This window comes from Planococcus beigongshangi, assembly GCF_016820495.1.
GTDB classification, from domain to species: domain Bacteria; phylum Bacillota; class Bacilli; order Bacillales_A; family Planococcaceae; genus Planococcus; species Planococcus beigongshangi.
The window spans coordinates 504,821-531,049 of sequence record NZ_JADHDU010000003.1; the positions used below are offsets into that span (position 1 = coordinate 504,821).

Sequence of the window (26,229 nt, forward strand, 5' to 3'; positions counted from 1 at the left end):
CATGGATGCCCGCAAAGAATTCCTGGCAATCCTCGGCGAAGGCGAAACCGATACGCATACAGCTTGCCGTCTGTTTGATGAATTTGGTGAAGTGGGTCTGGAGGAGCTGTCGGGCACGTGGCAGGGGATGGAATTTCGCACCGGCCACCCGCTGGATGGGATGCTGAAAAAGTTAAACTGGTACGGCAAAGCTTTTCATGATGCCGAAAATGTTGACCCGCTGTTGTTTGAAGGTCCCGGAGGCGAAATCTTCCCGGTGGATCCGGCGCCGTTGATGGATGGCAGGAAGCTGGTCAAAGCTGCTGGCGGCAAGGCACGGATGCGGATGATGCTTCACCGCGGAAAAATCAGTGCGGCGATGATTTATGATAACCTGCCGATCATTGACCATTTCAGAAAAGTGGAAGACGGCACACTGCTCGGCATGATGGACGAAAAAACAGCCGCAGCCCCTTATTTTTTTATATTGCAGAAGAAATGAATATAAGAACGTCTGCGCCGGAAGCAATCGCTTTCGGCGTTTCTTTGTCCAGACTCCAGCGGCTCAGCTCCTCGGGTCATAAGCCGGCTCAGCTGCGCGATCAGGATCGCTTCGCTAATCCGTCTTATGCCTTTCGGAGCTTAACGGGCGCTTTTGCTTTTCCGATTCCGGAAAAAGAAAAAGGGGCCGAAATATGGTAAGCTAAGCAATACGAAACGAGTTATAGGAGTGTTTGTATTGTTGGAAAAAGCAAGAGAATTATTGCAGACCTATTTTGGCTACGAAACATTCCGGACAGGTCAGGAACAGGCGATTTCACAAGTCTTTGAAGGCTCCAATTCGATTTGTGTCATGCCGACAGGCGGCGGGAAATCAATGTGCTATCAGATTCCAGCCATGGTTATGGAAGGGACGACCATCGTCGTGTCCCCCTTGATATCATTGATGAAAGACCAAGTGGATTCACTCCTTGCAGCCGGCATTCCTGCTGCTTATATAAATAGTTCGATGGATTTCGACGAAGTCCGTGAAACACTTTACGACGTCCAGCGCGGCGCAGTGAAATTATTATATATTGCACCGGAACGCCTGGATTCGGAAATGTTTCTAAATGAATTGCAGGGCGTCCATGTGCCATTGATCGCAGTCGACGAAGCACACTGTATTTCCCAGTGGGGCCATGATTTCCGGCCAAGCTACCGGTTGATCAGCCGCATGATGGAATTGTTTCCGAACAATCCGACTGTATTGGCGCTTACTGCAACTGCAACACCTCAGGTGCGTGAAGATATCTGCCGCATCCTTCATATAGAAGAACGCCATACAGTCATGACCGGTTTTGAACGGGCGAACCTGACATTTTCCGTGATCCGCGGCCAGGACCGGGAGAAGTTCCTTAAAGATTACGTACAAAAAAACGATAAAGAAGCGGGGATCATTTACGCGGCCACCCGTAAAACCGTAGATTCAGTTTATGAAATGCTCCTGAAGAAAGGCATTCGGGCAGCGAAGTACCATGCCGGTATGCCGGATGACCAGCGCCGGGCAGGGCAGGAACAATTCCTGAATGACGAAGTGACGGTCATGGTGGCGACGAATGCCTTTGGAATGGGTATCGATAAAAGTAACATCAGGTACGTCATCCATTATCAGCTGCCGAAAAACATGGAAAGCTATTATCAGGAAGCGGGACGCGCCGGAAGGGATGGCCTGCCGAGTGAATGCATCGTCCTTTACGCTTCACAGGATGTGCAGACGCAGCGTTTCCTGATCGACCAGGCGCAGGATCCAAGCCGGATTCCAGGCGAACTGGTAAAATTGCAGGGTATGGTCGATTATTGCCATACTGAAAACTGCCTGCAGCAATTCATCATCCATTATTTCGGCGACCATGCAGCCGGTGAATGCGGCCATTGCGGCAATTGCGTCGATGACCGGGAAAGCCTGGATGTCACAAAAGATGTCCAAATGGTCCTGTCATGTGTCATTCGCATGGGGCAAAAATTCGGCAAGATGATGACGGCGCAGGTGCTGACAGGCTCGCGCAATAAGAAGATCCTGGATTTCGGATTTGATAAATTATCGACTTACGGAATCCTGAAGCATCAAAGTGCAAAAGAAGTCTCCAATTTGATCGAATTCATGATTTCACAGGAATTGCTGGCGGTCGAACAGGGTTCATTTCCGACGATCTATGTGCCGGACGGCGGGAGAGACGTTCTGCTCGGTAAACGCCAGGTTCTCCGTAAGGGAGCCGTAGCCACCAAACAAATTGCAGAAAACGATCCGCTGTTTGAAGAATTGCGTATAATCCGAAAAGAGCTGGCAGACGTGGCCGGTGTTCCGCCATTCGTTATTTTTTCCGATAAATCACTGCAGGATATGTGTGCGAGAAGACCGAAGACACCTGAGGAATTTCTGGAGGTCAACGGGGTCGGTGCCAATAAACTCGAGAAATACGGCGAAGCATTCCTGTCCGCAATACGCCAATTTGAAACCATCAATCAATGAAAGTTCCTGTCTTCGGACAGGGGCTTTTTTATATGTGCATCATCAGTAAAAACGGTATCGCATTATAAAAAGTAAAGCTTGGCAAACTTCCCTGAGTGTTCAAAGTCTCCGTCAGAAGACTCTATAATTGTAAGCGTTTTCAATTAAAAGGACTATTCCATTTAGTCTTAATATTATATTAATTAAAAATTTATGATATACTATCATAATATTATGACACTTTACTGTGTTAGTGGGGGGAAGACTATGAGCAAAAAAGAATACCCGAAAGCGCAAGGGCTATATAGCCCTGAGCAGGAACATGAAGCTTGTGGAATAGGCATGATAGCGAATATAAATGGTGAGAAATCACATTCAATTGTCCAAAATGCAGTTAATATCCTGTGTAATCTCGAGCATAGGGGAGGACAGTCTTCTGATACGAGTACGGGAGATGGTGCCGGAATCCTGACGCAGATCCCGCATCGTTTTTTCTTGAAGCAATGCGAAAAAGAAGGGATTAACTTGCCGGCAGAAGGAAGATACGGTGTCGGAATGGTTTTCATGCCGCAGGATTATGATATCCGCTTGAAAGCAAAGGAAATTATTCAACGGATCATCGATGAAGAAGGCCAGCAGACGCTTGGCTGGCGGCCAGTGCCTATCAACGATTCGTTTGTCGGAAAAGTGGCTGCAAAATCGAAGCCTGTTATCAGGCAGGTGTTCATCGAAGCGGCGGCGGAACTGGAAACACGCATGGACCTTGAAAGGCGGCTCTATATCATCCGCAGAAGGATCGAACAGGAAATGGGAGCTGACCCGGAATTTAAAGATGTTTATTTCAGCAGTTTATCTGCAGGCACCATCGTCTACAAAGGCATGCTTATCCCGGAACAGCTGGATTCCTTTTATATCGACCTCAACCATCCCGAATTCAAATCGGCATTGGCCCTTGTCCACTCCCGTTTCAGCACCAATACATTTCCAAGCTGGCAGCGGTCGCACCCGAACCGCTATTCCATACATAATGGCGAATTCAATACGCTTCGCGGAAATGTCAACTGGATGCGGGCGCGCCAGGCACTCTGCACTTCCCCTTATTTCAATGAAGAAGATCTGAATAAGATATTGCCGGTCATCGATGAGAGCGGGAGTGATTCATCGATGTTCGACAATTGCTTTGAGTTCCTTCATTTATCGGGACGTTCGCTTGCGCATACAGCGATGATGATGGTGCCGGAGCCGTGGGTCAATGATCCGACCATCAAAAAAGAGAAAAAGGATTTCTACGAATATCACAGTACATTGATGGAGCCGTGGGATGGGCCGGCAGCTTTGGTCTTCACAGACGGCAAGCTGATTGCCGCTTGCCTCGACCGCAATGGACTGCGTCCGGCGCGTTATTATGTGACAAAGACAGGCATGATTGTTTTGGGTTCGGAAGTGGGCGCACTGGATATCTTCTCGGACGATATCATCTATAAAAACCGCCTGCGCCCCGGCAAGATGCTGCTGGTCGATCTCGAAGAAGGGAAAATTATCCCGGATGAAGAGATAAAAATGCAGATTGCAGGAGAATTACCCTATAAAGACTGGATCGAAAACAATCTGCTGGACCTGGAAGATTTGCCGGAGCCGGTGGATCAACCAAACACTGATGTTACGGAATCGTTGGTCAAACAGCAATTGACTTTCGGCTATACAATGGAAGAAGTCCAAAAAATCATCAAGCCGCTGGCGACTGACGGCAAAGATCCGGTCGGGTCCATGGGATATGATTCGCCGCTGGCCGTATTATCGAAAAAACCGCAGCTCCTGTATAACTACTTCAAACAATTATTCGCCCAGGTGACGAACCCGCCGATTGATGCCATCCGCGAACAAATCATTACGTCAGCGCGGACGACCATAGGCGCGGAAGGGAATCTGGTACAGCCGACTCCTGAAAGCAGCCGTCATATCCGGTTGGAAACACCGCTTTTGACGAATGGCCAGCTAGAGAAATTACGCGAAAATCCGCTGCCTGAATTCAAGGCTGTGACGCTGTCGATGCTGTTCCCGGCAGCAGCAGGTGCAGAAGCAATGGAGAAGCGCTTGGAAGAATTGTTCACAGAAGCGGTCCAGGCTTATGACAATGGAGCTTCACTCATCATCCTTTCCGACAGGGGAACGGACAAGGATCATGCGGCGATTCCGGCTTTATTGGCTGTATCTGGCCTTCACCATCATTTGATCCGCGAAAATTTACGCACGAAAATGAGTATTTTGCTGGAATCGGGCGAACCGCGGGAAGTGCACCATTTTGCGGCGCTTCTCGGGTACGGGGCAGAAGGCATCAATCCCTATCTGGCATTTGACACTATACGCCACTTAGTCGAAACGGATGAAATAGAAGGGAAAGATTATCTGGAAAGTGAAAATGGCTATGTTAAAGCCGTTACCGATGGCATCATCAAAGTACTATCCAAAATGGGCATTTCAACCATTCAAAGTTACCGGGGGGCACAAATTTTCGAAGCCGTGGGGATCCGTTCCGATGTCATCGACCGTTATTTCACCCGGACTTCGTCGCGTCTCGGCGGCATCGGTCTTGATGTGATCGCTATAGAAACCCTTATGCGCCATGCCAAGGCCTACCCTGAACGTGAAGGAAGCGACGGTGAACTTGAGTCAGGCGATGATTATCAATACCGTGAAAACGGGGAGGATCATCAATACAATCCGAAGACGATCCACACACTGCAGCAAGCATGCAGAACGAATAATTATGATGTCTTCAAAAAATATTCGGCTCTGCTTACCGATGAAAAAGCGAATCTCCAATCCTTGCGTGGATTGCTGAAATTTAAGGGCCGGTCTCCGGTGCCGATCGAAGAAGTGGAAAGCATCGAAGAAATATGTGCCCGATTTAAGACAGGTGCGATGTCGTACGGTTCGATCAGTAAAGAAGCACATGAAGCGCTGGCTGTCGCCATGAATAAAATTGGGGGCCGCAGCAATTCAGGGGAAGGCGGGGAAGAAATTTCGCGCTTCATCCCGGATGAAGACGGCACCAATCGCAGAAGCGCGATCAAACAAGTGGCTTCCGGCCGTTTTGGTGTGACAAGCCATTACCTCGTCAATGCGGATGAGATTCAGATCAAAGTGGCGCAAGGGGCAAAACCGGGTGAAGGCGGCCATTTGCCGGGCAAGAAAGTGTACCCATGGATTGCGGAAGTCCGCGGCTCGACAACGGGTGTTGAACTCATCTCGCCTCCGCCGCATCACGATATCTATTCAATTGAAGATTTAGCTGAATTGATCTTTAATCTGAAAAACACCAATCCGTTCGCGCGCATCAGCGTCAAACTTGTATCAGCGGTCGGTGTCGGGACGATAGCTGCTGGCGTCGCCAAAGGGCGCGCCGATCTTGTATTGATCAGCGGATACGACGGCGGTACGGGCGCTGCACCGAAAACCAGCTTGAAACATACAGGCTTGCCATGGGAAATCGGTTTGGCGGAAACCCACCAGACACTTCTTCTGAATGGTCTGCGCGACCGGATCGTCGTGGAGACGGACGGCAAAATGATGACTGGACGGGATGTCGTCATGGCAGCCTTGCTCGGAGCGGAGGAATACGGTTTTTCCACCGCACCTCTTGTAGTGCTGGGCTGTGTCATGATGCGGGTTTGCCATATGGATACCTGTCCGGTCGGCATCGCCACACAAAATCCTGAACTTCGGAAGAAATATGGCGGAGATCCGGAGCACGTCGTGAATTTCATGCGCTTTATTGCGCAGGAAGCACGCGAATTAATGGCACAGCTCGGTTTCCGGACCATCAATGAAATGATCGGCAGAACCGATGTACTCGAAGTGAACGATGCAGTCGACCACTGGAAAGCGAAAGGAATCGACTTCTCAGCGCTCTTGTATCAGCCGGATCTGCCCGAGAAAGTTGGGCGTTTTGCCACTGTAAAACAAGATCATGGATTATTGCAGACGCTGGATTATCAGGAACTGCTGCCGCGGTGCAGCAATGCCATCAAAACCGGGGAGCCGGTCGAAGTGACGACGGCCATCCGCAATATCCACCGGGCAACCGGCACCATAACCGGCAGCGCGATTTCAAGGCATTACGGTGCAGAAGGGCTGCCGGAAGATACGATCAAACTGAATTTCCAGGGATCAGCGGGCCAGAGTTTCGGGGCATTCATCCCCCGCGGAATGACGATGACGCTGATCGGTGATTCCAATGATTTCGTCGGAAAAGGGTTGTCCGGCGGAAAAATCATTGTGAAGCCGGCAGCGGACTCCACTTTCATACCGGAGAAGAATATCATCATCGGGAATGTATCCTTCTACGGTGCATCGGCGGGTGAAGCGTATATCCACGGTGTGGCGGGCGAACGCTTTGCCGTGCGCAACAGCGGAGCCGATATTGTGGTCGAAGGCGCAGGTGATCACGGCTGCGAATATATGACGGGCGGACGGGTCGTCATTCTCGGGCCAACAGGTAAAAACTTTGCAGCCGGCATGTCCGGCGGCATTGCATACGTCTTGGATGAAGCCGAAGATTTCAGTGATTATTGCAATGCGGATATGGTTTACTTGCAGCCGCTGGCAGAGCCGCAGGAAATTGAAGATCTGCGCCAGATGATCGTCAAGCATCACGGCTACACAGGAAGTTCGAATGCCAAACGGATCTTGGATCATTGGGAAATCTACTCGGCCAAATTTGTACGCGTCATCCCGAAAGCCTATTTGCAGATCAACGACCGGATCACCAAGCTGCAGGATGGCGGCATGACGAAGTTCGAAGCGGAAATGGCGGCTTTTGAAGAAAGTAAAATGAGCGAAAGCGTAAAATAGGAATTTGTGCTGAAAATCGAATCTAGGAGGGATCTGATGGGCAAAAGTACAGGATTCATGGAATACAATAGACAGACGATGAAAGAGCGCGACCCGGCAGAACGGACGCATGACTGGAACGATTACACCATTCCGCTGTCTGACGCAGAAGTTCAGAAGCAAGGGGCCCGCTGTATGGATTGCGGTGTGCCGACATGCCATACCGGGATGGAGCTGGATAATGTCACCACGGGTTGCCCCGTTAACCATTTGATTCCCGAATGGAATGATCTGGTTTACAGAGGCCAATGGAAAGAAGCACTGCGGCGTGAACATCTGAAGAACAATTTCCCTGAATTTACAGGGACTGCCTGCCCGGCACCATGTGAAGGTTCGTGCGTCCTCGGGATAACGGATCCGCCCGTGGCGATTCGGACAGTCGAACGTTCGATCATTGAACGCGGTTTCGCCGAAGGCTGGGTTGTGCCTGAGCCACCGGAGACGCGGACGGGCAAACATGTTGCCGTCATCGGCTCGGGCCCTGCCGGCCTTGCAGCCGCTGCGCAGTTGAACAAAGCGGGGCATTGGGTCACCGTGTTTGAAAAGAATGACCGTGTGGGTGGACTCCTGACTTACGGCATCCCGGAAATGAAACTGCCTTATGAGATGGTTGTCCGCCGGGTGGAAATTCTGAAACAGGAAGGCATCACCTTTAAAACCAATATTGAAATCGGCAAGGATTATGCCGCTGAAACGCTGAAAGAGGATTTTGATTCGATTATCATGTGTACAGGTTCGACGGTTCACCGCGATCTTCAAGTGGAAGGGCGCGAGCTCGGCGGCATCCATTACGCGATGGATTTTCTGCATGCCAGTACAAAGAGCCTGCTCGATTCGAATTTCGAAGACGGCAAGTATATTTCGGCCAAAGACAAAGACGTAATTGTCATCGGAGGCGGAGATACCGGTACGGACTGTCTGGCTACCGCCGTCCGCCACGGCTGCAGAAGCCTTGTTCAATTTGATGTCTATGATAAAAAAGGTGCGATACGGGATGAGCGTGGCAACCCTTGGCCGCAGTATCCTAAGATTCACCGCATTGAATATGGCCATAAGGAAGCTGCGGCTGCATTCGGTGATGACCCGCGCGCTTATGCCGTGATGACGAAGAAATTCGTGGGAGATGAAAACGGCAAAGTGAAAGAAGTCCATACCGTTAATGTGAAACTGCGTATAGACGAGGAAGGCAACCGCATCCGCGAAGAAATTCCGGGAACTGAAAAAGTCTGGAAAGCGGATCTTGTCCTGATCGCCATCGGTTTCAGCGGGCCGGAGCAGGGGCTGATCCAGCAATTGGATCTCGCAACTGGAGCGAATTCATGCGTGAAAGCGGAGTATGGAAAATACGCCACGGATGCTGAAGGAATATTTGCGGCCGGCGATATGCGCCGCGGGCAGAGCCTGATCGTCTGGGCCATCAATGAAGGGCGTGAAGCGGCAAGGGAGTGTGACCGTTATTTGATGGGCAGCACCGTATTGCCTTAATCCGGAAACCGGGAGAACTCTCCCGGTTTTTTCATGCGGTATAATATCCGCATAAAGCTTTTCCGAGTTGATAGAAAATTTAGTTATTTAAAAAGTTGTTCTTTCTTCCTGGTTTGTATATACTTTAAAAGTGAGTCGGAAGAAAATTCCATAGCCCTTATTGCATAGGAAAATTCAAAAAATTTCTGAGGTGTGGGCAGAGGGCACATTTTTCGCTACTATTTTATAAGTCGGGGGGAATTTGCATGATGAAGAAAAGTATGGTTGCTGTACTATTTTCGATGATTTTTGCTTTGATTTTGGGCACAACAGGGGCTTTTGCAGCAGAATCGGCAATGAGTGCTGACATTGAAAAAGCTTTAGAGCAAGTTGCAAAGACAAATGATGAAATCTACAAAGAAATCGAAAAAGCACAGGAAAAATCTTCTAAGATGTACGATAAAAAAGTAAGCGATATCGAAAAGGAAAAAGATGCTGAAAAGATTTTAAGAATTGAAATGAAGTATGAAGAGGAAATCACTGAGCTGATTGCGAAACTGGATAAAAAAACTCAGAAAATGACCCGAAAAGGCATTGAAAAAGCAAAAAAAGCCGGACTTACTGTAGAGGTCGAATGGGTCTCTGTACAATTTGCAGACCGGACGGCAATGATCGATCCGATTAAAGTGATGGATTGGTAATTGTTATTGTGTAAATAGAATTAAATAGAGTACTATGAGAGTATAAGAAATCTATACTCCATAGTGCTTTTTTTTTGGAAGGATGTGTATTTGTGAAGGGCTTAGAGATACTAAAAGGTAAATACTTAGAAACAGTTCAAAATGGTTCCACAAATCTCAGTCTCCTTGGGCGAGGTGGAGGAATGGAAATCATGAAGCAAACGGTTTTAAAAGATAAATATATGATTCTTTTTCCTGGCGATGAAGATATACAAGAATTTTTTTACATATTAAATGGTGAAATGGAATTAATGGTGGACGATACTAGAACAATACTGACTGATTCCGATTTTTTTTCGGTCAGAGGCTTGGAAGAACCTATTCATATTACAGCAATAACTGATGTAGCCTTTTTATCGATTTCAAATAGTCTGGTATTTCATTCATTAAGTGAAGAAATTAAGGAATTGCGTAAAATCGGAGAAAAAGTAGAAAAAAAGGATTACTATACGTATAAACACAGTTCCCGTGTTTCAAGATATGCTTTAAAGGTAGCTGCGAGAATTGGAATGACGAGGGAACGGATTGAGGATTTATTTCTTGCATCCATCCTCCACGATATCGGCAAAATCAATATTCCGGAAGACGTTTTGAACAAGCCGGGAAAACTGACGGATGAAGAATTCGAGATGATAAAAAAGCATCCCGGAGACGGTGCAGAGATGCTCCGGAAAACAGCTTATAAAAAATTGGCTGATATTGTCGAACAGCATCATGAGCGCATAAGCGGAAACGGTTACCCTTTCGGTCTGAAGGGGGAGGAGATCCTGTTGGAGGCAAGAATTATTGGGGTCTGCGACACATTTGACGCAATGACGGAAGACCGTTCTTACCGGAAAGCCTTCACCTCGGAATATGCTATGGAAGAAATACGGCGCCTTTCAGGAATCCAGTATGATCCGGAAGTGGTCCGGGCATTTGAAGAAGTGCTGCAGCAGGAAGAATTAATTAAATAGGGATTAAATCCTTTGCAAGACACCCGTATAAAATATACAGGTGTCTTTTTTCACGGAAAATGTTTAGAATATGCAGAAAAAGTAAATAATAAGGACACAGTGTATTTAATTACTGAGAAGGAGAGATTCAAATGGCAAAACGCTCAGGCGGCATGTTCGGTAAATTAGTATTATTAGGTATTGGTGCGGCGATCGGTTCCGCTATGGCACAGAAAAAAGTCGATTCTAATGGCACTTCAACCAGCTCGACGGGCGGTTCCCAAACCGATAATATGAAAGAAAACGTCAAAAAAGGCCTTGAACGCTTCAATGAACAATCAGGAGGCATGGTCGATAAAGCCAAGCCGTACGTTTCGAAAGCGGTTGAATCTGTCAAAAGTGCAATCGACAGCCAGCAAAAGATGATGGACAAGGAAAAAGATATGTTGGATAAAGCCGATAAAACGTTGCAGGATGAAGTCGGCAAGAAGTCGGACAGCGAGTCGGGCTCAGCAAAGGGTTCGGATTCCACGGATAAGGCAGGCACTTCCGGCGGATCAGGAACAGGCAGTCCGTTCAACGACTCGACTCCAAGCGGCGGCGCTTTCGGCGGCAGCACCGATTACACCGATTCCCTGAAAAAGGATCTTGATAAAGACGCAGAGAAAAATGATAAGAGCGATAAGACGTTCGATAAATGATCTGCGCCCGAACTTCAGCACCCGGCTACCACTCGCAAACAGTGAGTGGTAGTTTTTTTACCAAAAAATATCTGAATATTATAAATCCGTGAGGAGGGTGAATATGTTCCAGTCGTATTCGGTCAAGCCATTTTTTGATGAAATGTTCAATGAAGATAAACAGCCCAAACCTCATTACAGGAACTTCTTCAAACTGCTCCAGCATTTCAGTGAAGACGAATTGCGGGAAAAGCATGAGACAGCCCAATTGTCCTTTCTCAGGCAAGGGATCACGTTCACTGTCTATGACAATAACGTTGGGACGGAACGCACGATGCCATTCGATTTTATTCCGATCATCATTCCTCCGGAAGAATGGGAAGTGGTAGAAAAGGGGATGATCCAGCGAGCCGAGGCCTTGAATCTTTTCCTTGAAGATGTCTACGGCGAGCAGCGGATCCTTGAAGCCGGAATCGTGCCGAGAAATCTGGTCGAAGAGAATCCCTATTATTATGCAGAACAGGTGAAGGGCATCGGGATCCCTTTGAATAATCATATTTTCCTCGCAGGCATTGACCTGATACGGGATGAAAATGGAAAGTATCATGTGCTTGAAGATAATCTCCGCAATCCTTCGGGAATGTCCTATGTCTATCAGAACCGTTACGTGATGAGGCAGGTTTATCCTGAATTCTTTGCCAAACATTCCGTTCAAAACCTCGAACATCAGATGACCCACATGCATCAGGCCATTCTTGACCATGCGCCGGCTTCCCAGAAAGGCAAACCATTTGCCGTTTTATTGACGCCGGGCATGTACAATTCAGCCTATTACGATCACCTCTTCCTGGCCCAGCAGATGGGTATCGATCTCGTTGAAGGAAGGGACCTTATCGTCAAAAAGAATATCGTTTATATGAAATCCATCCGGGGATTGAGGCGGGTTGATATCATCTACAGACGCATAGACGATGATTACCTGGATCCGGAAGCATTCAAGGAAGACTCGGGGCTTGGGGTCCCGGGACTCCTTCAGGCATACAGAAACGGCAATGTTGCCATACTGAACGGCATCGGCAACGGCGTGGCGGATGATAAGGCGATTTACGCTTATGTACCTGAAATGATCCGCTATTACCTCGGCGAAGAACCGCTGATAGATAATGTGAAGACCTATCTTTTGGGAAATGAAGAAGAACGGGCATGGGTGCTCGACCATCTGGATGAACTTGTCGTAAAGAATGTCGGGGCTTCCGGCGGTTACGATATGCTGGTCGGGCCGCATGCTTCGAAGGAAATGATCGAGATTTTCCGCGAGAAGATCATCGAATCGCCTCATCAGTATATCGCCCAGCCGACGATCAAATTATCACGTGCGCCTGCTTATCAGGGAGAAAAATTCTATCCCTGCCACGTTGACTTGAGGGTGTTCGTCATGCGCGGCAAAGAAACGAATGTCTTGCCGGGCGGCTTGTCGCGCGTTGCATTAAAAGAAGGTTCATTAGTCGTCAACTCTTCTCAGGGCGGCGGCGGAAAAGATACATGGGTCTTCAGGAAAAAAGAAGAAAGGGGCGAATCCTGAATGCTGAGCCGAGTGGCGAATTCCTTGTACTGGATGTCGAGAAATGCGGAGCGGGCAGAAAATAATGCGCGCATTCTGGATGTGCAATTGCTGCAGATGATTGAAGCATCCGATGAAGAACTGGTCCGTGCGGATGATTGGAAACTTATCTATGAAATTTGTGCTTCAACGGATATGATGGAGTATATAAAATCCCTTCCGGAATATAATGAAGACCAGCTGGTGCATTATCTTGCAATGGAAGCGGACAACCTGAATTCTGTTGCAAGCTGTGTCCGTTTCATTCGTGAAAATGCCCGGGTCAGCCGTGACCATATTACGGATGATTACTGGGAAATCTGGAATAGATGTTATTTGTCGCTGCAGGATCTGAATGATGAAAAACTTTCCGTCCGGGAGATGCAGGCGTTTTTGGATAAGGTGAAAAACACGGCGCTGACTTCACAGGGGATCGTGGAGTCAGCGATGGCCCGCGGAGTCGAATACCAGATGATCAAGATCGGCAAGTGGCTGGAACGGGCTGAAAAGACTGCGCGCATCCTCAATGTCGTATGCGAGCGGACCATCGCCCGGGCGAAAGCCCAGCAGTCGGAAGATTATTATTACTGGCTATCGGCTCTCCGGATGACCAACGGTTACGATGCCTACCTGAAGGCGAATCCACCGAAAATGGATCCGTCCCTGGTCCTGTCTTTTCTTGTCTCGAATCCCGATTTTCCGCGCTCGATCCGCTATTGCCTGGATCATATGCGTGACGGGATTACGCGGTTGGAGGATGGGAAGATCTCCCATTACTCATGGGAATTGTTTGCGAAAATCGATCAATTGACAGCAGATTTTGATGGGCTGAACTTTCAGGAGCTTGAACCTGAAGACATGCTGAACTTTTTGAATGATTTTCAGAATGGCTGCAACGAAATCGGCCATCTATTCTCGAAAACCTATTATCTTATTGACCCTGCCATGGCAAACAACACGAGCACCCAAAGTCAGACAGGGGATGCGAAAGGAATTACTTCCATGAAATATAAAATTGAGCATACAAACATTTTTAAATATGATACAGTCGTCGACCAGAGTATGAATTCGATCCGCTTGAAACCCAGAACGGATGAAGTTCAGCGTTTACTGTCCTACCGCGCAGAAATTACACCTGCTTCTTTGACGAAAGAGCATATCGATATCTGGGGCAATAACGTGGAGACATTCTTTATCGCTGAACACCATCAGCATCTGGAAGTGAAAACTACATCCATCGTCAGCATCCAGAAGAGCCCATTTATCCATCAGGTCGACTACTCTCCGGAAATGAGCAATATTTTCCATTCCAAATTATTCGGTGAACATTATCTGGCCTATTTAAGTAATACAGCATATACGTATTTGACAACCGTTCAGATGGATCAGGTGGACCGTGAACTGGGGCCGATGGAAAATCCGGTGAAATATGCCATTGATGTAATGGGCTATATCCATGACCACTTTACGTATGACGGCGAATCGACGGATGTTTCAACAAAAGCTTCCGAATCATTCGATCTCCGGAAAGGCGTATGCCAGGATATCACGCATGTTATGCTCGGAATCCTGCGCAGCAAGCACATCCCGGCGCGCTACGTCAGCGGTTATTTATATGTCGGTGAAAACTCCGCGCTGGTCGGGGACGCTGCGAGCCATGCTTGGGTGGAAGTGATGGTGCCGGGTGTCGGCTGGGTAGGGCTCGATCCGACGAATAATGTCGAAGCGCTTGAAAATCATATCCGCGTCGGAGTCGGCCGGGATTATAACGATGTCAGTCCGGTCCAAGGCGTTTACCGCGGCGGCAGCCAGTCGCTTGATGTCAAAGTGTCAGTGAGTCTGCTGGATCAATAAAACTTATCAATCGTTTTGGATCAACTACCAGTCAAAGGGAGATGAAACTCCCTTTGACTGAAGTTTCTCTTTAATGGAGATTGCCGGAATTCCGTGCCATAATAAAACTATCTATATAAGTTGAACTAAATAGTCTACAGAGTCGATATTCCGCAAACGCTGTTTTGCTCCATATCTTAGAAATTTCCCTATTACTAAAGTGAATGCCATAAACTAACTCGGACCTTTGTCCGAGTGGGTGCTCAACACTATACTGAGATGGCAGGGAGTCTTTACTGCTTCACTTCAAATCTAGAAGTCGACCTCAGCAAAGGCGCGGCTCGGGACTGGGTGGAGCAATAAGACGAGTGCTCTTCTCGGCTTATTGCGGGAACCAAGGTACGCCAAACGTAGATGGCGTTACCTTTGCGACGAGCGCAGCGGTGGAGCATAATCTTCGCACTGTCCAAAGCGCCGAAGCGGTATATAAATGTCATTTCTTTGTTTCAACTTATATAAGCTTTTGGACGGAGAAGGAGAATCATACATGGATACAACGCAATTCAGAGATTACAAAATCAGTGAACCCATCCTGCGGGCGCTTGAAGGCTTAGGCTATAAGCAGCCGACAGAAGTGCAGGAAAAGGTGATTCCGGTCGCATTGCAGAAGACTGATATCGCAGTAAAATCGCAGACGGGGAGCGGTAAAACTGCAGCTTTCGGTATTCCGGTCTGTGAAATGGTGGACTGGGAAGAAAATAAACCGCAGGCGCTGATCCTGACGCCTACACGTGAACTTGCCGACCAGGTAAAAGAAGACATCACCAATATCGGCCGTTTCAAACGCATCAAAGCGGCAGCGGTTTACGGCAAACAGCCTTTTGCCTATCAACAGGCGGAACTGAAACAGAAATGCCACGTGGTAGTCGGTACGCCGGGCCGTGTCCTCGACCACATCGAACGCGGTACGCTGAAATTGGAGCGTATCGAGTTTCTGGTACTCGATGAAGCGGATGAAATGCTGAATATGGGCTTTATTGAACAAGTCGAAGCGATCATCAATAAATTGCCGAAACAGCGGATGACGATGCTGTTCTCGGCAACATTGCCGGAAAACGTTGAAAAGCTTCAGCAAAAGTACATGAACGAGCCGGAGCATATCGAAATCGCTTCCACTGAAACATTGAAGAACCAGATTGAGCATGAACTGATCCGAGTTGCCGAAAAACAGAAATTCTCCTTGCTTCGTGATGTGACGATCGTCGAAAATCCGGATAGCTGCATTATTTTCTGCCGGACGAAAGACAATGTCGATTTTGTCATGGAGCAGCTTGAAAAGCATTATTACACCTGCGATGAATTACATGGCGGCATGGTCCAGGAAGACCGTTTCGCGGTGATGAATGATTTCAAACGTGGCGAGTTCCGTTACCTGGTGGCGACGGATGTTGCGGCAAGAGGCATTGACATCGACAGCATTACGCACGTCATCAACTATGACATACCTCTTGAAAAAGAAAGTTATGTGCACCGGGCAGGACGTACGGGACGCGCCGGTAAAACGGGTAAAGCGATCAGCTTTGTAACCCCGTACGAAGATAAATTCCTGCAGGAAATAGAAAAGTATATCGGCTTCGCGATTCCGGAAAAAGCGGCTCCAACTCCTGAAGAAGTGTTCGCGGCTGAAGAGGCTTTCACCGAAAAACTCGAGAGCCGTCCGAAGCTCAAGCGCAACAAGAACGAGCAAGTGAACAAAGACATCATGAAACTCTATTTTAATGGCGGTAAAAAGAAAAAATTACGCGCCTTTGACTTTGTCGGCACTTTGACGAGCATCCCGGGAGTTACCGCTGAAGACATCGGCATCATCAAAATCCAGGATACCGTCACCTATATCGATATCCTGAACGGCAAAGGGCCGATGGTGCTGAAAGAGATGAAGAACAAAACTGTCAAAGGCAAAACTTTGAAAGTACACAAAGCCAATAAATAGTATTTTAAAAACCGTCTCATTCGAGGCGGTTTTTATGTTTAAATTCTAATCTTTTCTTATTATTTCTTCATGATTCTCCCTATTTTGTAATTCAAAGTTACTGCTCACTCAAAACAGGGTATGTTTATATAGAATTTACTTTACTGTGATAAAGTGTCTGATACATAATATTAGTCTTTTTAGAATCGTTAATGTATAATTTTTATACAAGTAATGTATAACTAAAGAATTATAAAAGATGCTTCATTCAGAGGGGATTGTTCTAAACCTCCCAGTGAATGTCAATACGGAATAAGCGGGGGATTCAAATGACGAAACGGATAATTATAATCGGAGCCGGGCCCGGAGGTCTTGCAGCAGGCATGCTGATGGCAGCCAAAGGCTATAAAGTGGATATTTATGAGAAGAATGAGCGGGTCGGCGGACGGAATGCGGCGCTGAAGCTGGGGGATTTCACATTCGATACAGGTCCCACATTCCTCAGTATGCTTCATATAGTGGAAGAGCTTTTTGAAGTTGCAGGACGCAACCTCTTTGATTATATGGAACCTGTCGAACTGGATCCCATGTATGAACTGATTTTCGAAGATCAGAAAATGGTCATGACGCGCAATGCGGAAGAAATGAAAGCGAAAATCGACAGAGATTTTAACGGCAGCGGCGAGGGCTACATCCGTTTCATGAAAGATACGGACCGCAAGCTGAGAGTGTTATCTCCGCTCCTGCAGAACCGGATGGATAAACTGCAGCATATGGTTCAGCCGAAAGTGCTGAAAGCGTTGCCGGAACTCGAAGTCAATAAGAGCCTCTATGACGTGCTTTCCCGTTATTTCAAGGATGAAAGGCTGAAGCTGGCTTTTGCTTTCCAGTCGAAGTATCTCGGAATGTCACCTTGGGAATGTCCAGGCGCGTTTACGATCCTGTCCTATATGGAGCATGCTTATGGCATCTACCACCCGATTGGCGGCGTCAATCAGCTTTCGGAATCGATGGCAAAAGTGATCAGGGAGCTGGGCGGGACGATCCACACAGGCACGGGTGTCAAGAAATTATGGATTGAAAACCGGACAGTAAAAGGTGTCGACCTGGAAGACGGCAGCAGGGAAGCGGCGGATGAAGTCATCATCAACGGAGATTTCGCGCATGTGATGACAAAGCTCGTTGAACCAGGTATTTTGAAGAAATATACACCGGAAAAACTGGCAAAGAAAAAGTATTCATGTTCAACATTCATGATTTACTTAGGTCTGGATAAAAAATACGACCTGTCGCACCATACGATCGTCTTTTCGAAAGATTATAAGAAAAACGTGGAAGAAATCACTGAATCCAAGCTTCTGTCAGCGGATCCATCCATCTATATCCAGAATGCGAGTGTCACAGATCCGACTTTGGCACCTGAAGGGAAATCGGCTCTTTACATATTGGCCCCTGTACCGAATAACTTCAGTGACATCGGCTGGGACAATGAACAGCAGGAATTCCGGGAGCTTGTATTGAATATTATAGAAGAGAAAACAGAGTTCAAAAATCTCCGCGACCACATTGAAGTGGAAAAAGTTTTGACTCCGTTTGGCTGGGAGGAAGATTACTCGGTTTATAAAGGGGCAACGTTCAATCTGGGCCATCAATTGTCCCAGATGATGGTATTCCGTCCGCACAATGAATTCGAAGAGCTGGATCATTGCTGGCTGGTCGGCGGTGGGACCCACCCGGGAAGCGGTTTGCCAACTATTCTGGAATCTGCGCGGATCACTGCCAATGGAATTCTGAAAAAAGATGGCAACGAAGGGATCCCGATTCTTCCTTTGCCTGCATTGGAGGGATTTGCATGAAAATCGCAATCATCGGCGGGGGCATCGGCGGTATGATGGGTGCCTTGTATTTAAGCAAAGAAGGGCATGAAGTGACGATTATTGAGAAAGAAAATCGGCTTGGCGGCCGGATGAACTTCGTCGAAAGGGACGGGTTTAAAATAGATGAAGGCCCGACAATCGTTTTATTGCCTGAAATGTTCAAGGAACTGCTGGCAAATGCTGGAATTTCGGAAGATGAGTATGAATTGCTGCTGTGCGATCCGCTCTATACGATCCGATTCAACGATGGAAAAGTTTATACAAAATATCCGGGCACCGAGCGGCAAATTGAAGAAGTCGCCAAAGTTTTTCCGGGACAGGAAGAAGGGTTCCGCCGATTCATGGAGGAAGGCAATCAGCGTTTCGCAATCGGGAAATCCGCTTTTCTGGAAAATTCCTTTGTTCGGAAAAAAGATTTTTTTACACCCGGCAATGTTAAAAATCTGTTAGCGCTGAAGCCGCAGCTGTCTGTCAAACAGCTGATGTCCCGCTATTTTACAGATGAGAGGCTGCAATTGGCTTATACGCTGCAGGCTTTGTATATCGGAGGCGACCCGTTCAACGCGCCTGGCATGTATTCACTCGTGCCGTTCAGTGAGCATGAACACGGGGTACATTATTTAAAAGGCGGTTATGCAAGCATCGTGCCGCTGCTTGAAGGGAAACTGGAGTCCTTGCCAAATGTGGCGATCCGAAAAGGGCAGACGGTAAAACGGATCATGACAGAAAACGGCACAGCGAAAGGGCTGGAGTTGGAGAACGGCAGGGAAGAGTATGATGCTGTCGTATTCAATGGTGATTTCCCTGCAATTTCCGGTTTAGTGGCTGACCGCAAGAGCAAGAAATTCACACCGTCATCTGCCTGTGTTTTATTGTATTTCGGCTTGGACCGTATCTACGACGAAGTGAATGTGCATCAATTCTTCATCGGAAATGATTACGCGAAACATATGAAAGCGGTATTTACAGACAGGGAAAAACCGGATGACCCGGCATTTTATACGTTTCATCCGTCGAAGATCGATAAAACTTTGGCGCCGGGGGGAAAAGGGGTATTATACACGCTGATCCCTGTGCCAGCCGGTTCTGAAGTCGATTGGGCTTCTGAGCAGGAGTGGATTGACGGCATCATCGACCGGATGGAAGAGCTGTCGTTTCCAGGGCTGCGTGATGCCATTCAATGGATGGAAGTGAGAACTCCCACCGACGCAGAGGCGTTCGGCCTGTTCAAGGGAGGGAGTTTCGGCATCGGGCCGACGCTGTTCCAATCAGGTGTATTCCGTCCGCAAGTGAAGCCATTTGATACGAAAGGGCTCTATGCGGTGGGCGCGTCCGTCCATCCGGGCGGCGGTATACCGATCGTCATGCAGGGAGCCAAATTGCTTGCTGAACAAATCGAGCGTGATCTTCTAAGTGAGAGGAGAGGTTCTTGATGGAATTAAAAGAGGCTTATCGTTTTTGTGAAGAAGTCATCGCAGCCAATTCAAAAAGTTTCTACAAAAGTTTTTCGCTCCTCCCCAAAGAGAAGCGGAAAGCTGTGTGGGCTATTTATGCATTTTGCCGGACAGTGGATGATATTGTTGACGAAGGAAACGACCCGATCCGGCAATTAGCCCTCTTCAAACAGGTGTTCAGGGATTTTTTAGCAGGTAATTACGATGCCCGGAACCCAATGTGGCTCGCTCTTTCCGATGTCTTCAAGAATTACGATATGGATGATGAAGCGTTTGCGAGCATGATTGCGGGACAGGAAATGGATTTATTGATAAAACGTTATCAGACTTTTGAAGAAGTGCTGGATTACAGCTATCATGTAGCAAGTTCGGTGGGGTTGATGCTGCTGCCGGTGCTCGCTCCCGGCAAAACGGCCCTATTGAAAGATGGCGCCATTGCCCTCGGCTACGCAATGCAAATTACGAATATCCTGCGGGATATCGACGAGGATCTGGGGATGGGGCGGATCTATCTGCCGTCTGAACTCATGACTAAATACAATTTAAGTGAGCAGGATCTGCACAATAAAACAGTGACTCCGACTTTTGTAGCCGTATGGGAAGAGATGGCGATCAAGGCGGAATATTATTATCGGAAGGCATTTGAAACGATCAACGAATATCCTGTGAGTTCACGGATTCCGGTAAAAGGCGCAGGCTTGGTATACCGCGAGATCCTGACCACAATTCGGAAGAAAGACCATAATGTATTCGGCCAGAAGCATTTCGTGCCGGATCAATCAAAGCAGCAGATTTTAGCTTGCTTATGAAATGAAACAAAAGGTCTCTGACAGGTAGAGTGGAATTCATAAAAAAGGTATGCCCCGAGATGAACTGTTCCCAGTTCATTGGGGCATACCTTTTTTGAGTGTTTTGCAGCAGAAATTCGATGCCGATCATAAACATCGTTATAGCGATCACAAAAGTGCAAATGGCGATCATAAAAGTCATTATGCCGATCACAAAAGGCGTAATGCCGATCACAAATGAATAAATGGCTCGAATTAACCCTGTTTCGGCTTGCCGAAACTTGAATTTATTCGCAATGGAAGAGGCTTTTCGAAAAAACAGCATGAATCCTGCCTAAACAAAGCCGCCGGTTCAAAAAAGTGTCAAATTCCAAACTTCTTCAATATCCGCAGTGCGACATTATGGCCGCTCATCGTCACCATGGGCGAACCGCCGCCGGGATGGGTGCTGCCTCCGACGAAATAAAGGCTTTTGATATCTTTGCTCCAATTGGGCGGACGCAGAAATGCGTCCTTTTTCTTATGCGATGACGGGCCATATAAAGCGCCGCGGTATGCATTGAAATTCTCCGCAATAAAAGACGGAGTAAAGGTTTTTTCCTCAACCAGATGGCTTCGTATATCGATGCCGTAAGTCTCAAGAAAATCATAGATCCGGTCCTTATAGGCATCGGCGTCAATCTGCAATTTCCCATCAGCGGTCAACGCCGGTGCATTCACAAGGATGAACAGGTTATCCCCGTCGGGCGACACTTCTGGATCAGTGAAAGAAGAGTTGCTGATGTAGACGGTCGGCTGATCGGAATAGCGGTTCTTATTGAAGAGATCTTCAAACTCACTGGCGTAATCATCCGAAAAATAGACATTATGGTGTTTCAGCCCAGGAAGATGGGTGTCCAAACCAGCCAGAATGACGAAAGCGGAAATCGACGGTTCATAAGAGACACTCCTTTTATCGCTGAAAGAAGGGCGCTCGCTTTCTGCCGTCAGTTGAGGGAACGCCGTAAGCAAATCACCATTCAAAATCACGGCATCCCCTTCAGACACACTGCCGTCTTCGAGTTCCACGCCGACAGCCTGTCCGTCACGGACAAGGATCCTGTTCACCGCTGTATCTGTCTGCAGCTGAGCTCCCTGCTTTCTCGCAACCGCGGCAAAGCCTTCAGCGATGCGGACGTTTCCGCCCCTTGCGTAATAAACTCCTCCCACCAATTCCAGGCAGGCGATCAATGAAAAAGTGGCGGGCGCTTTATAAGGGGATGAGCCGATATAAGTTGCATAGCGGCCGAACGCCTGCAGCAATTTAGGATTCTGGAAATAGCGTTTATAGAAATGCTCCATCGTCTCCAACGGACGGACCTGCATCAAAGCCTTACCTAAGGCAGGAGACAGATAATCCCGCCATGATTGGAAACTGGAAGGGAAGAAATAGCGTTCGGACAGATTATAGATGCGGGTGATTTCAGTCAGGAACGATTTGAAATTCGCTGCATCTCCAGGTGCCACACGCCGGAGTTCTTCCAGCATCGCCTCTTGGTCAGACGAAAAATCCAGATGGCTGCCATCGGGGAAATGGTTGCGTGTATGGGCAACCAAAGGAATTAATTCGAAATAATCCCCGGCCCTTTCACCCGTCTGTTCAATGACTGAATTGAAAACTTCGGGCATGGTGATGGTATTCGGGCCGAAGTCGAACGTATGGGTTCCAAGCCGGACCGGCATCAATTTGCCGCCGAGATGGCTGTTTTTTTCATACAGCTCCACAGCCATACCCGCGTTTGCCAGCGTGACTGCCGCCGATAAGCCGCCCAGGCCGCCGCCGATGATAATCGCTTTTTTCATGAGTAATTCCTGCCTTTCCACGAATAGGCCTGCTTGCTCCATGCCTTTTTCATTGCGTGCAGCAGGACGGCAATCATCGCTCCTGCCTGAAGCGGCATGAGAAATGCCAAAGCAGGATTTTGCCGTGTCCGAATCATGATATAGAACTGCTGGAGGCAAGTCAGGATGTACGGAATAAAGAAGAGCCAATTCCATGTAAAAATTCCGGTTACAGCGATGAAGAGAGGAGCTATGTAAAAGATCGTGTAGAAAACTGTCAGGCCAAGCGCCATTATAGGTGAGCGGCCGATGCCGGTGTAGCTGTTTTTCAGAAACCCTTCCCATACTTCAGGGTTGGTTTCGTACATTTTGCTGCTGACGGATTTAGTGACGTTTGCCAGCAGCATCCTGTAGCCCGCTTTTTTTATTTCCCGGGAAATATGAACATCTTCGACGAGCGAGTTCCGCACAGAGAGATGTCCGCCGATTGCATCGTATGCAGTCCGTTCAAAGAGCATCCATGCGCCGTGGGCGGCAGTTGCAGCCGGAAATAAAGCATAATTCGCCAGTGGGAGAGGCAAGTGGAAAAAGACGACAAAGTGCTGCATGGGTACAAGCAGTTTGCTGAGAAAAGGCGCTACTTCGAAAGCCGGAAAACCGGATAGTGCCTGAGCCTTTTTCTTCTGCAATAAAGCGAGGGACTGCCCAAACGCATCAGCGCTGAAACTGATATCCGCATCCACAAACAGCAGATATTCTCCGGTTGCCGCCCGTTGAAGCTGATGGCATGCATGTACTTTCCCCACCCAGCCGTCAGAGAGTTCAGCGCCCTGCAACAGAGTGAAACGGCTGTCGCCGGCAGTTTGCGACTCCAGCAATTCCTGTGTCCGGTCTGTGGACTGGTCATTCAGGATGATGAATTCACAATTCGGATAAGTGCTTCTTTTCAAGGAAGCGATAAGCGCTTTGACGTTCCGCTCTTCATTGCGCATCGGCACCATTACAGAGAGTAATGGGCTGCCATCGACTGAGGGAGAGTCCGGCAAGCGGGGCATGAAGAAGCCGTTGAAAACCGTCCAGACGAGGAAGGCTCCAAGGCATAAGATGAAAATCCATAACGCCATACTTTTCTCACCCCTTTTTCAATAGATCTGTGAAGGCATCCGTATTTTCCGCAATGGCTTCATTTCTTAAATCATCCAATTGCGCCGTGAGCGTCTGCTGCAGTGAGCGGCTCTTCTCTTTACGGGAATTGCCCGGAATCTCTTCAATGGAAACAGGATCGCCTTGACGGATCCATACTTCCGGCTTCTGTTCATGCCTGAATGAATAATAGAACGTAATCGGAACGACCGGAATTTCAGGATGCTTTTCCAAGAGGTAGCCGATGCCGCTGTGAAAATCGAGGGGACGGATTTCCTGATGGAATTCGTCACCCTGTGGAAACAGGACGACCGATTTTCCGTTATTCAGCAATTCTTCCGCATATTGAAGGGAGCGGATAATGTCTTTCGGGTTTCGCTTGTCGATCGAAAAAGCTCCCAAGTAACGGAAGAAGATATAATTCTTCAGATTCTTTTCGTGCATCATCATGTGGATATCATGTTTCCAAACCTTATGGTTCAGCTGGAAAAACAGCAGTCCATCCCACCAGGAGCTGTGATTGGCGATGAAAATGACGGGCCGCTGAGGGATTTCCCGGACACCGGAACCCAGAAGATAGGAGAAAGAGCGGCGCAGCAAAGGCGCAAGATACATACCAAAACCTTTTTCAAATAAACGGCTTTTCTTTGCCTGTATCATAACGGTTTCATTCTCCAGGCGATTGCCGTCAAGATGATTGCCGGCAGGGTGCTTGCCGCAACCGCCAGCCATAATCCGCCAAGGGCTCCGAGCATCGCGAACATACCGATCATCAGGAGATAGAGCAGCACCAGGCGCCGTTCATACAGATCATTTTCAATCATCATGGATTTGCGGCGCATGATGACATCGATCATAAGGTGCAGCACAAAAGAGACGACGAACCAGCCGAAGAAATTCGTCCACGGAATGTCGTAATACCAGCCGGTGTCTTCCCAGATCCAATAGCCCTTGATGTGATAGGCGACAGGGTCGATGATCAAGTCCATGATGACGGCACCAATTCCGCCGATGAAGGCATAGCCGAGCGTGTTGTCAGGGAAGATCCACCTGGCAATTACGTGCGAAGTCGCAACGACCATCAGCCAGGCAAATCCGATGGCAATGGGCACACCGAAGAGGTTGGGTGCGAACCGGTCGGTATAATCGTAGGAACCGAACAGGAAACCGGAATTGGCGCCGGCGCCTTCAACGATGAATGTTGAAAAGAAGATGACCAGGCCGATAATTGTGCCGGTAACCGTTCCAAACCTTCGCAAAAAATAAAGGAAGCCGATTGTACCAGCGAGTATCAGGAATACGGCATTGGCCCATTCTAGCCACGAAGGCAGGATATCAAACCCCAATAAAATGATTCCGACTATGTACCAAAAGATGAATAAACGATAAATCCTGTGATCCCATTTCACTGACAACACTCCAATAGCTAAGTTATACAAATAGTATACTTGAAAAATTTCCGAACTCACAGAATAAGGAATTCAAGGAAATATTCCTTGGTAGTTTAGGGGCATGACAGGTGGGGAAAAAGAGGTAAGAAATTATTTATTTTTTTCATTTAAGAAGAATATTCGAATAACTATTGAAGGAAATCCTGCATTAATGTATACTTATTAGTATAAATTAAGAAGATTTTTCACCTGGGGGCTGAAAAAATGCAGGATTTACTGCGAAATGTGTCGAATTCATACAAAGATTTCAGTTCCGGACAGAAAAAGATTGGAGACCTGTTTTTCAAAGAGCCTATTTTCCTGGCTTTTTCTTCAGCTCTCGAAGTCGGAAGAAGAGTGAATGTCAGTGAATCGACTGTCATTCGGTGGTCGCAGAAATTGGGGTACCGGGGTTATGCAGAGTTTCAGCATGTCCTGCAGCGGAAACTGGCGGAAGAGCGGTTTGAACAGGTCGAAGAATCGGATGCACAGCCCGCAGTCGAGCAATCGTTCCTGGCAAATCTGCTGGATGCGGATATCGCAAGCATCGTCCAGTTGAAACAAACGATGGATGAGGACCAATTGCTTCAGGCAGTCGAGATCATTGGCCAGGCAAGACGTTTATATGTCACCAGCAATTTCTTTGATTACGGTCTCGCGCATTTCATGACGTCCTGGCTGAACCTCACACTTGATCACGCTGAACTCCTGATGCACGGGGATGGCCAATATTACAGGCAATTATCAGCTTTGACGGAGGAAGATACCGTCATCGCCTTTGTCTTTCCGAGGTACTCAAAATCGGTCATTGATACGCTGATGACTGCCAGGAAACAAGGCGCTAGAATTGTGCTGATTACCGATTCGGAAATTTCGCCTGCCATAACTTACGCCGACATTTCACTGAAAGTATATGTGAATTCGAACCTGAACATCGATTCCTATACGGCAGTGCATGCGCTGATCGCTTCCATCATGCGCTTCGTCTATGTAAAGGAACATTCGAAAGTTAAGCGGAATCTGGAAAAGGTGGAAGCGATTTATTCGGAGAAAGATGTCTTTATCTGATCGGCACCCATTACACGGTAAGTCCCGAAATGCCTTTGCGTTTTGGTCACTCATAAATTGA

At 47.8% G+C, this 26,229-nt stretch carries 18 protein-coding genes and 1 pseudogene; 15 read left to right on the plus strand and 4 right to left on the minus strand.

The annotated features are described in order from the left end of the window. Position 1: 1 nt before the first annotated feature. The 14 genes and pseudogenes from IQ294_RS09650 to IQ294_RS09710 all read left to right on the plus strand — a co-directional run bounded on the left by IQ294_RS09650 (position 2) and on the right by IQ294_RS09710 (position 20,727). Positions 2 to 481 (plus strand): DUF4334 domain-containing protein, encoded by a 480-nt coding sequence (locus IQ294_RS09650; RefSeq protein WP_203333820.1) that lies wholly within the window; start codon positions 2 to 4, stop codon positions 479 to 481. 237 nt (positions 482 to 718) lie between these two features. Beyond that, positions 719 to 2,491, plus strand: a complete 1,773-nt coding sequence (gene recQ / locus IQ294_RS09655; protein ID WP_203333821.1) for a DNA helicase RecQ — start codon at positions 719 to 721, stop codon at positions 2,489 to 2,491. 246 nt (positions 2,492 to 2,737) lie between these two features. Next, positions 2,738 to 7,324 carry a glutamate synthase large subunit gene (gene gltB, locus IQ294_RS09660; RefSeq protein WP_203333822.1) on the plus strand — a complete coding sequence of 1,529 codons (4,587 nt, stop codon included), beginning with the start codon at positions 2,738 to 2,740 and terminating at the stop codon, positions 7,322 to 7,324. Between the two features lie 36 nt (positions 7,325 to 7,360). After that, the gene (locus IQ294_RS09665) at positions 7,361 to 8,848 is read left to right on the plus strand and encodes a glutamate synthase subunit beta (protein WP_203333823.1); all 1,488 of its coding nucleotides are present in this window, start codon (positions 7,361 to 7,363) and stop codon (positions 8,846 to 8,848) included. A gap of 245 nt (positions 8,849 to 9,093) precedes the next feature. Next, on the plus strand, positions 9,094 to 9,528 hold the full coding sequence (locus tag IQ294_RS09670; protein ID WP_203333824.1) for a hypothetical protein: 435 nt from the start codon (positions 9,094 to 9,096) through the stop codon (positions 9,526 to 9,528). Between the two features lie 191 nt (positions 9,529 to 9,719). Next, a complete protein-coding gene (locus IQ294_RS09675; RefSeq protein WP_238942733.1) occupies positions 9,720 to 10,523 on the plus strand; it encodes an HD-GYP domain-containing protein in 804 nt (267 codons plus the stop codon). A 131-nt stretch (positions 10,524 to 10,654) separates the two neighbouring features. Next, complete coding sequence (locus IQ294_RS09680) at positions 10,655 to 11,203, plus strand: hypothetical protein (protein ID WP_203333826.1); 549 nt, start codon at positions 10,655 to 10,657, stop codon at positions 11,201 to 11,203. A 103-nt stretch (positions 11,204 to 11,306) separates the two neighbouring features. Next, complete coding sequence (locus IQ294_RS09685) at positions 11,307 to 12,764, plus strand: circularly permuted type 2 ATP-grasp protein (RefSeq protein WP_203333827.1); 1,458 nt, start codon at positions 11,307 to 11,309, stop codon at positions 12,762 to 12,764. Further along, positions 12,765 to 13,697: pseudogene (locus tag IQ294_RS16500) on the plus strand (alpha-E domain-containing protein); the annotation flags it as partial. Between the two features lie 87 nt (positions 13,698 to 13,784). Next, positions 13,785 to 14,636, plus strand: a complete 852-nt coding sequence (locus tag IQ294_RS16505; RefSeq protein ID WP_432419955.1) for a transglutaminase family protein — start codon at positions 13,785 to 13,787, stop codon at positions 14,634 to 14,636. A gap of 526 nt (positions 14,637 to 15,162) precedes the next feature. Then, complete coding sequence (locus tag IQ294_RS09695) at positions 15,163 to 16,608, plus strand: DEAD/DEAH box helicase (protein WP_203333829.1); 1,446 nt, start codon at positions 15,163 to 15,165, stop codon at positions 16,606 to 16,608. 308 nt (positions 16,609 to 16,916) lie between these two features. Next, positions 16,917 to 18,443 (plus strand): phytoene desaturase family protein, encoded by a 1,527-nt coding sequence (locus IQ294_RS09700; protein ID WP_203333830.1) that lies wholly within the window; start codon positions 16,917 to 16,919, stop codon positions 18,441 to 18,443. Next, complete coding sequence (locus tag IQ294_RS09705) at positions 18,440 to 19,897, plus strand: phytoene desaturase family protein (RefSeq protein ID WP_203333831.1); 1,458 nt, start codon at positions 18,440 to 18,442, stop codon at positions 19,895 to 19,897. The genes IQ294_RS09700 and IQ294_RS09705 overlap by 4 nt, the downstream gene beginning before the upstream one ends. After that, complete coding sequence (locus tag IQ294_RS09710; protein WP_203333832.1) at positions 19,897 to 20,727, plus strand: phytoene/squalene synthase family protein; 831 nt, start codon at positions 19,897 to 19,899, stop codon at positions 20,725 to 20,727. Before IQ294_RS09705 ends, IQ294_RS09710 begins: the two co-directional genes overlap by 1 nt. Before the next feature lie 342 nt (positions 20,728 to 21,069). Here IQ294_RS09710 and IQ294_RS09715 read toward each other — a convergent pair whose 3' ends face one another. Genes IQ294_RS09715 through IQ294_RS09730 form a run of 4 tightly spaced genes read right to left on the minus strand, consistent with a single transcriptional unit; the run spans position 21,070 to position 25,079 of the window. Then, a complete protein-coding gene (locus IQ294_RS09715) occupies positions 21,070 to 22,548 on the minus strand; it encodes a phytoene desaturase family protein (protein ID WP_203333833.1) in 1,479 nt (492 codons plus the stop codon). After that, positions 22,545 to 23,651, minus strand: coding sequence for a glycosyltransferase family 2 protein (locus IQ294_RS09720; RefSeq protein WP_203333834.1), 1,107 nt, complete (start codon positions 23,649 to 23,651; stop codon positions 22,545 to 22,547). The genes IQ294_RS09715 and IQ294_RS09720 overlap by 4 nt, the downstream gene beginning before the upstream one ends. 7 nt (positions 23,652 to 23,658) lie before the next feature. Beyond that, positions 23,659 to 24,330, minus strand: a complete 672-nt coding sequence (locus tag IQ294_RS09725) for a lysophospholipid acyltransferase family protein (RefSeq protein ID WP_203333835.1) — start codon at positions 24,328 to 24,330, stop codon at positions 23,659 to 23,661. Then, complete coding sequence (locus IQ294_RS09730; protein WP_203333836.1) at positions 24,327 to 25,079, minus strand: carotenoid biosynthesis protein; 753 nt, start codon at positions 25,077 to 25,079, stop codon at positions 24,327 to 24,329. The genes IQ294_RS09725 and IQ294_RS09730 overlap by 4 nt, the downstream gene beginning before the upstream one ends. A gap of 246 nt (positions 25,080 to 25,325) precedes the next feature. Between IQ294_RS09730 and IQ294_RS09735 the strand changes: the two genes are divergently transcribed. Beyond that, positions 25,326 to 26,168: a MurR/RpiR family transcriptional regulator gene (locus IQ294_RS09735; protein ID WP_203333837.1), complete on the plus strand. Its 843-nt coding sequence runs from the start codon at positions 25,326 to 25,328 to the stop codon at positions 26,166 to 26,168. The last annotated feature ends 61 nt before the right edge of the window (positions 26,169 to 26,229 follow it).

Coding starts and splice junctions, on each gene's coding strand:
- IQ294_RS09680 (WP_203333826.1), top strand. CDS start 10,655: ATGGCAAAACGCTCAGGCGGCATGTTCGGTAAATTAGTATTATTAGGT.
- IQ294_RS09705 (WP_203333831.1), top strand. CDS start 18,440: ATGAAAATCGCAATCATCGGCGGGGGCATCGGCGGTATGATGGGTGCC.
- IQ294_RS09650 (WP_203333820.1), top strand. CDS start 2: ATGGATGCCCGCAAAGAATTCCTGGCAATCCTCGGCGAAGGCGAAACC.
- IQ294_RS09735 (WP_203333837.1), top strand. CDS start 25,326: ATGCAGGATTTACTGCGAAATGTGTCGAATTCATACAAAGATTTCAGT.
- IQ294_RS09725 (WP_203333835.1), bottom strand. CDS start 24,330: ATGATACAGGCAAAGAAAAGCCGTTTATTTGAAAAAGGTTTTGGTATG.
- IQ294_RS09720 (WP_203333834.1), bottom strand. CDS start 23,651: ATGGCGTTATGGATTTTCATCTTATGCCTTGGAGCCTTCCTCGTCTGG.
- IQ294_RS09710 (WP_203333832.1), top strand. CDS start 19,897: ATGGAATTAAAAGAGGCTTATCGTTTTTGTGAAGAAGTCATCGCAGCC.
- IQ294_RS09695 (WP_203333829.1), top strand. CDS start 15,163: ATGGATACAACGCAATTCAGAGATTACAAAATCAGTGAACCCATCCTG.
- IQ294_RS09670 (WP_203333824.1), top strand. CDS start 9,094: ATGATGAAGAAAAGTATGGTTGCTGTACTATTTTCGATGATTTTTGCT.
- IQ294_RS09675 (WP_238942733.1), top strand. CDS start 9,720: ATGAAGCAAACGGTTTTAAAAGATAAATATATGATTCTTTTTCCTGGC.
- IQ294_RS09715 (WP_203333833.1), bottom strand. CDS start 22,548: ATGAAAAAAGCGATTATCATCGGCGGCGGCCTGGGCGGCTTATCGGCG.
- IQ294_RS09665 (WP_203333823.1), top strand. CDS start 7,361: ATGGGCAAAAGTACAGGATTCATGGAATACAATAGACAGACGATGAAA.
- gltB (WP_203333822.1), top strand. CDS start 2,738: ATGAGCAAAAAAGAATACCCGAAAGCGCAAGGGCTATATAGCCCTGAG.
- IQ294_RS16505 (WP_432419955.1), top strand. CDS start 13,785: ATGAAATATAAAATTGAGCATACAAACATTTTTAAATATGATACAGTC.
- IQ294_RS09700 (WP_203333830.1), top strand. CDS start 16,917: ATGACGAAACGGATAATTATAATCGGAGCCGGGCCCGGAGGTCTTGCA.
- IQ294_RS09685 (WP_203333827.1), top strand. CDS start 11,307: ATGTTCCAGTCGTATTCGGTCAAGCCATTTTTTGATGAAATGTTCAAT.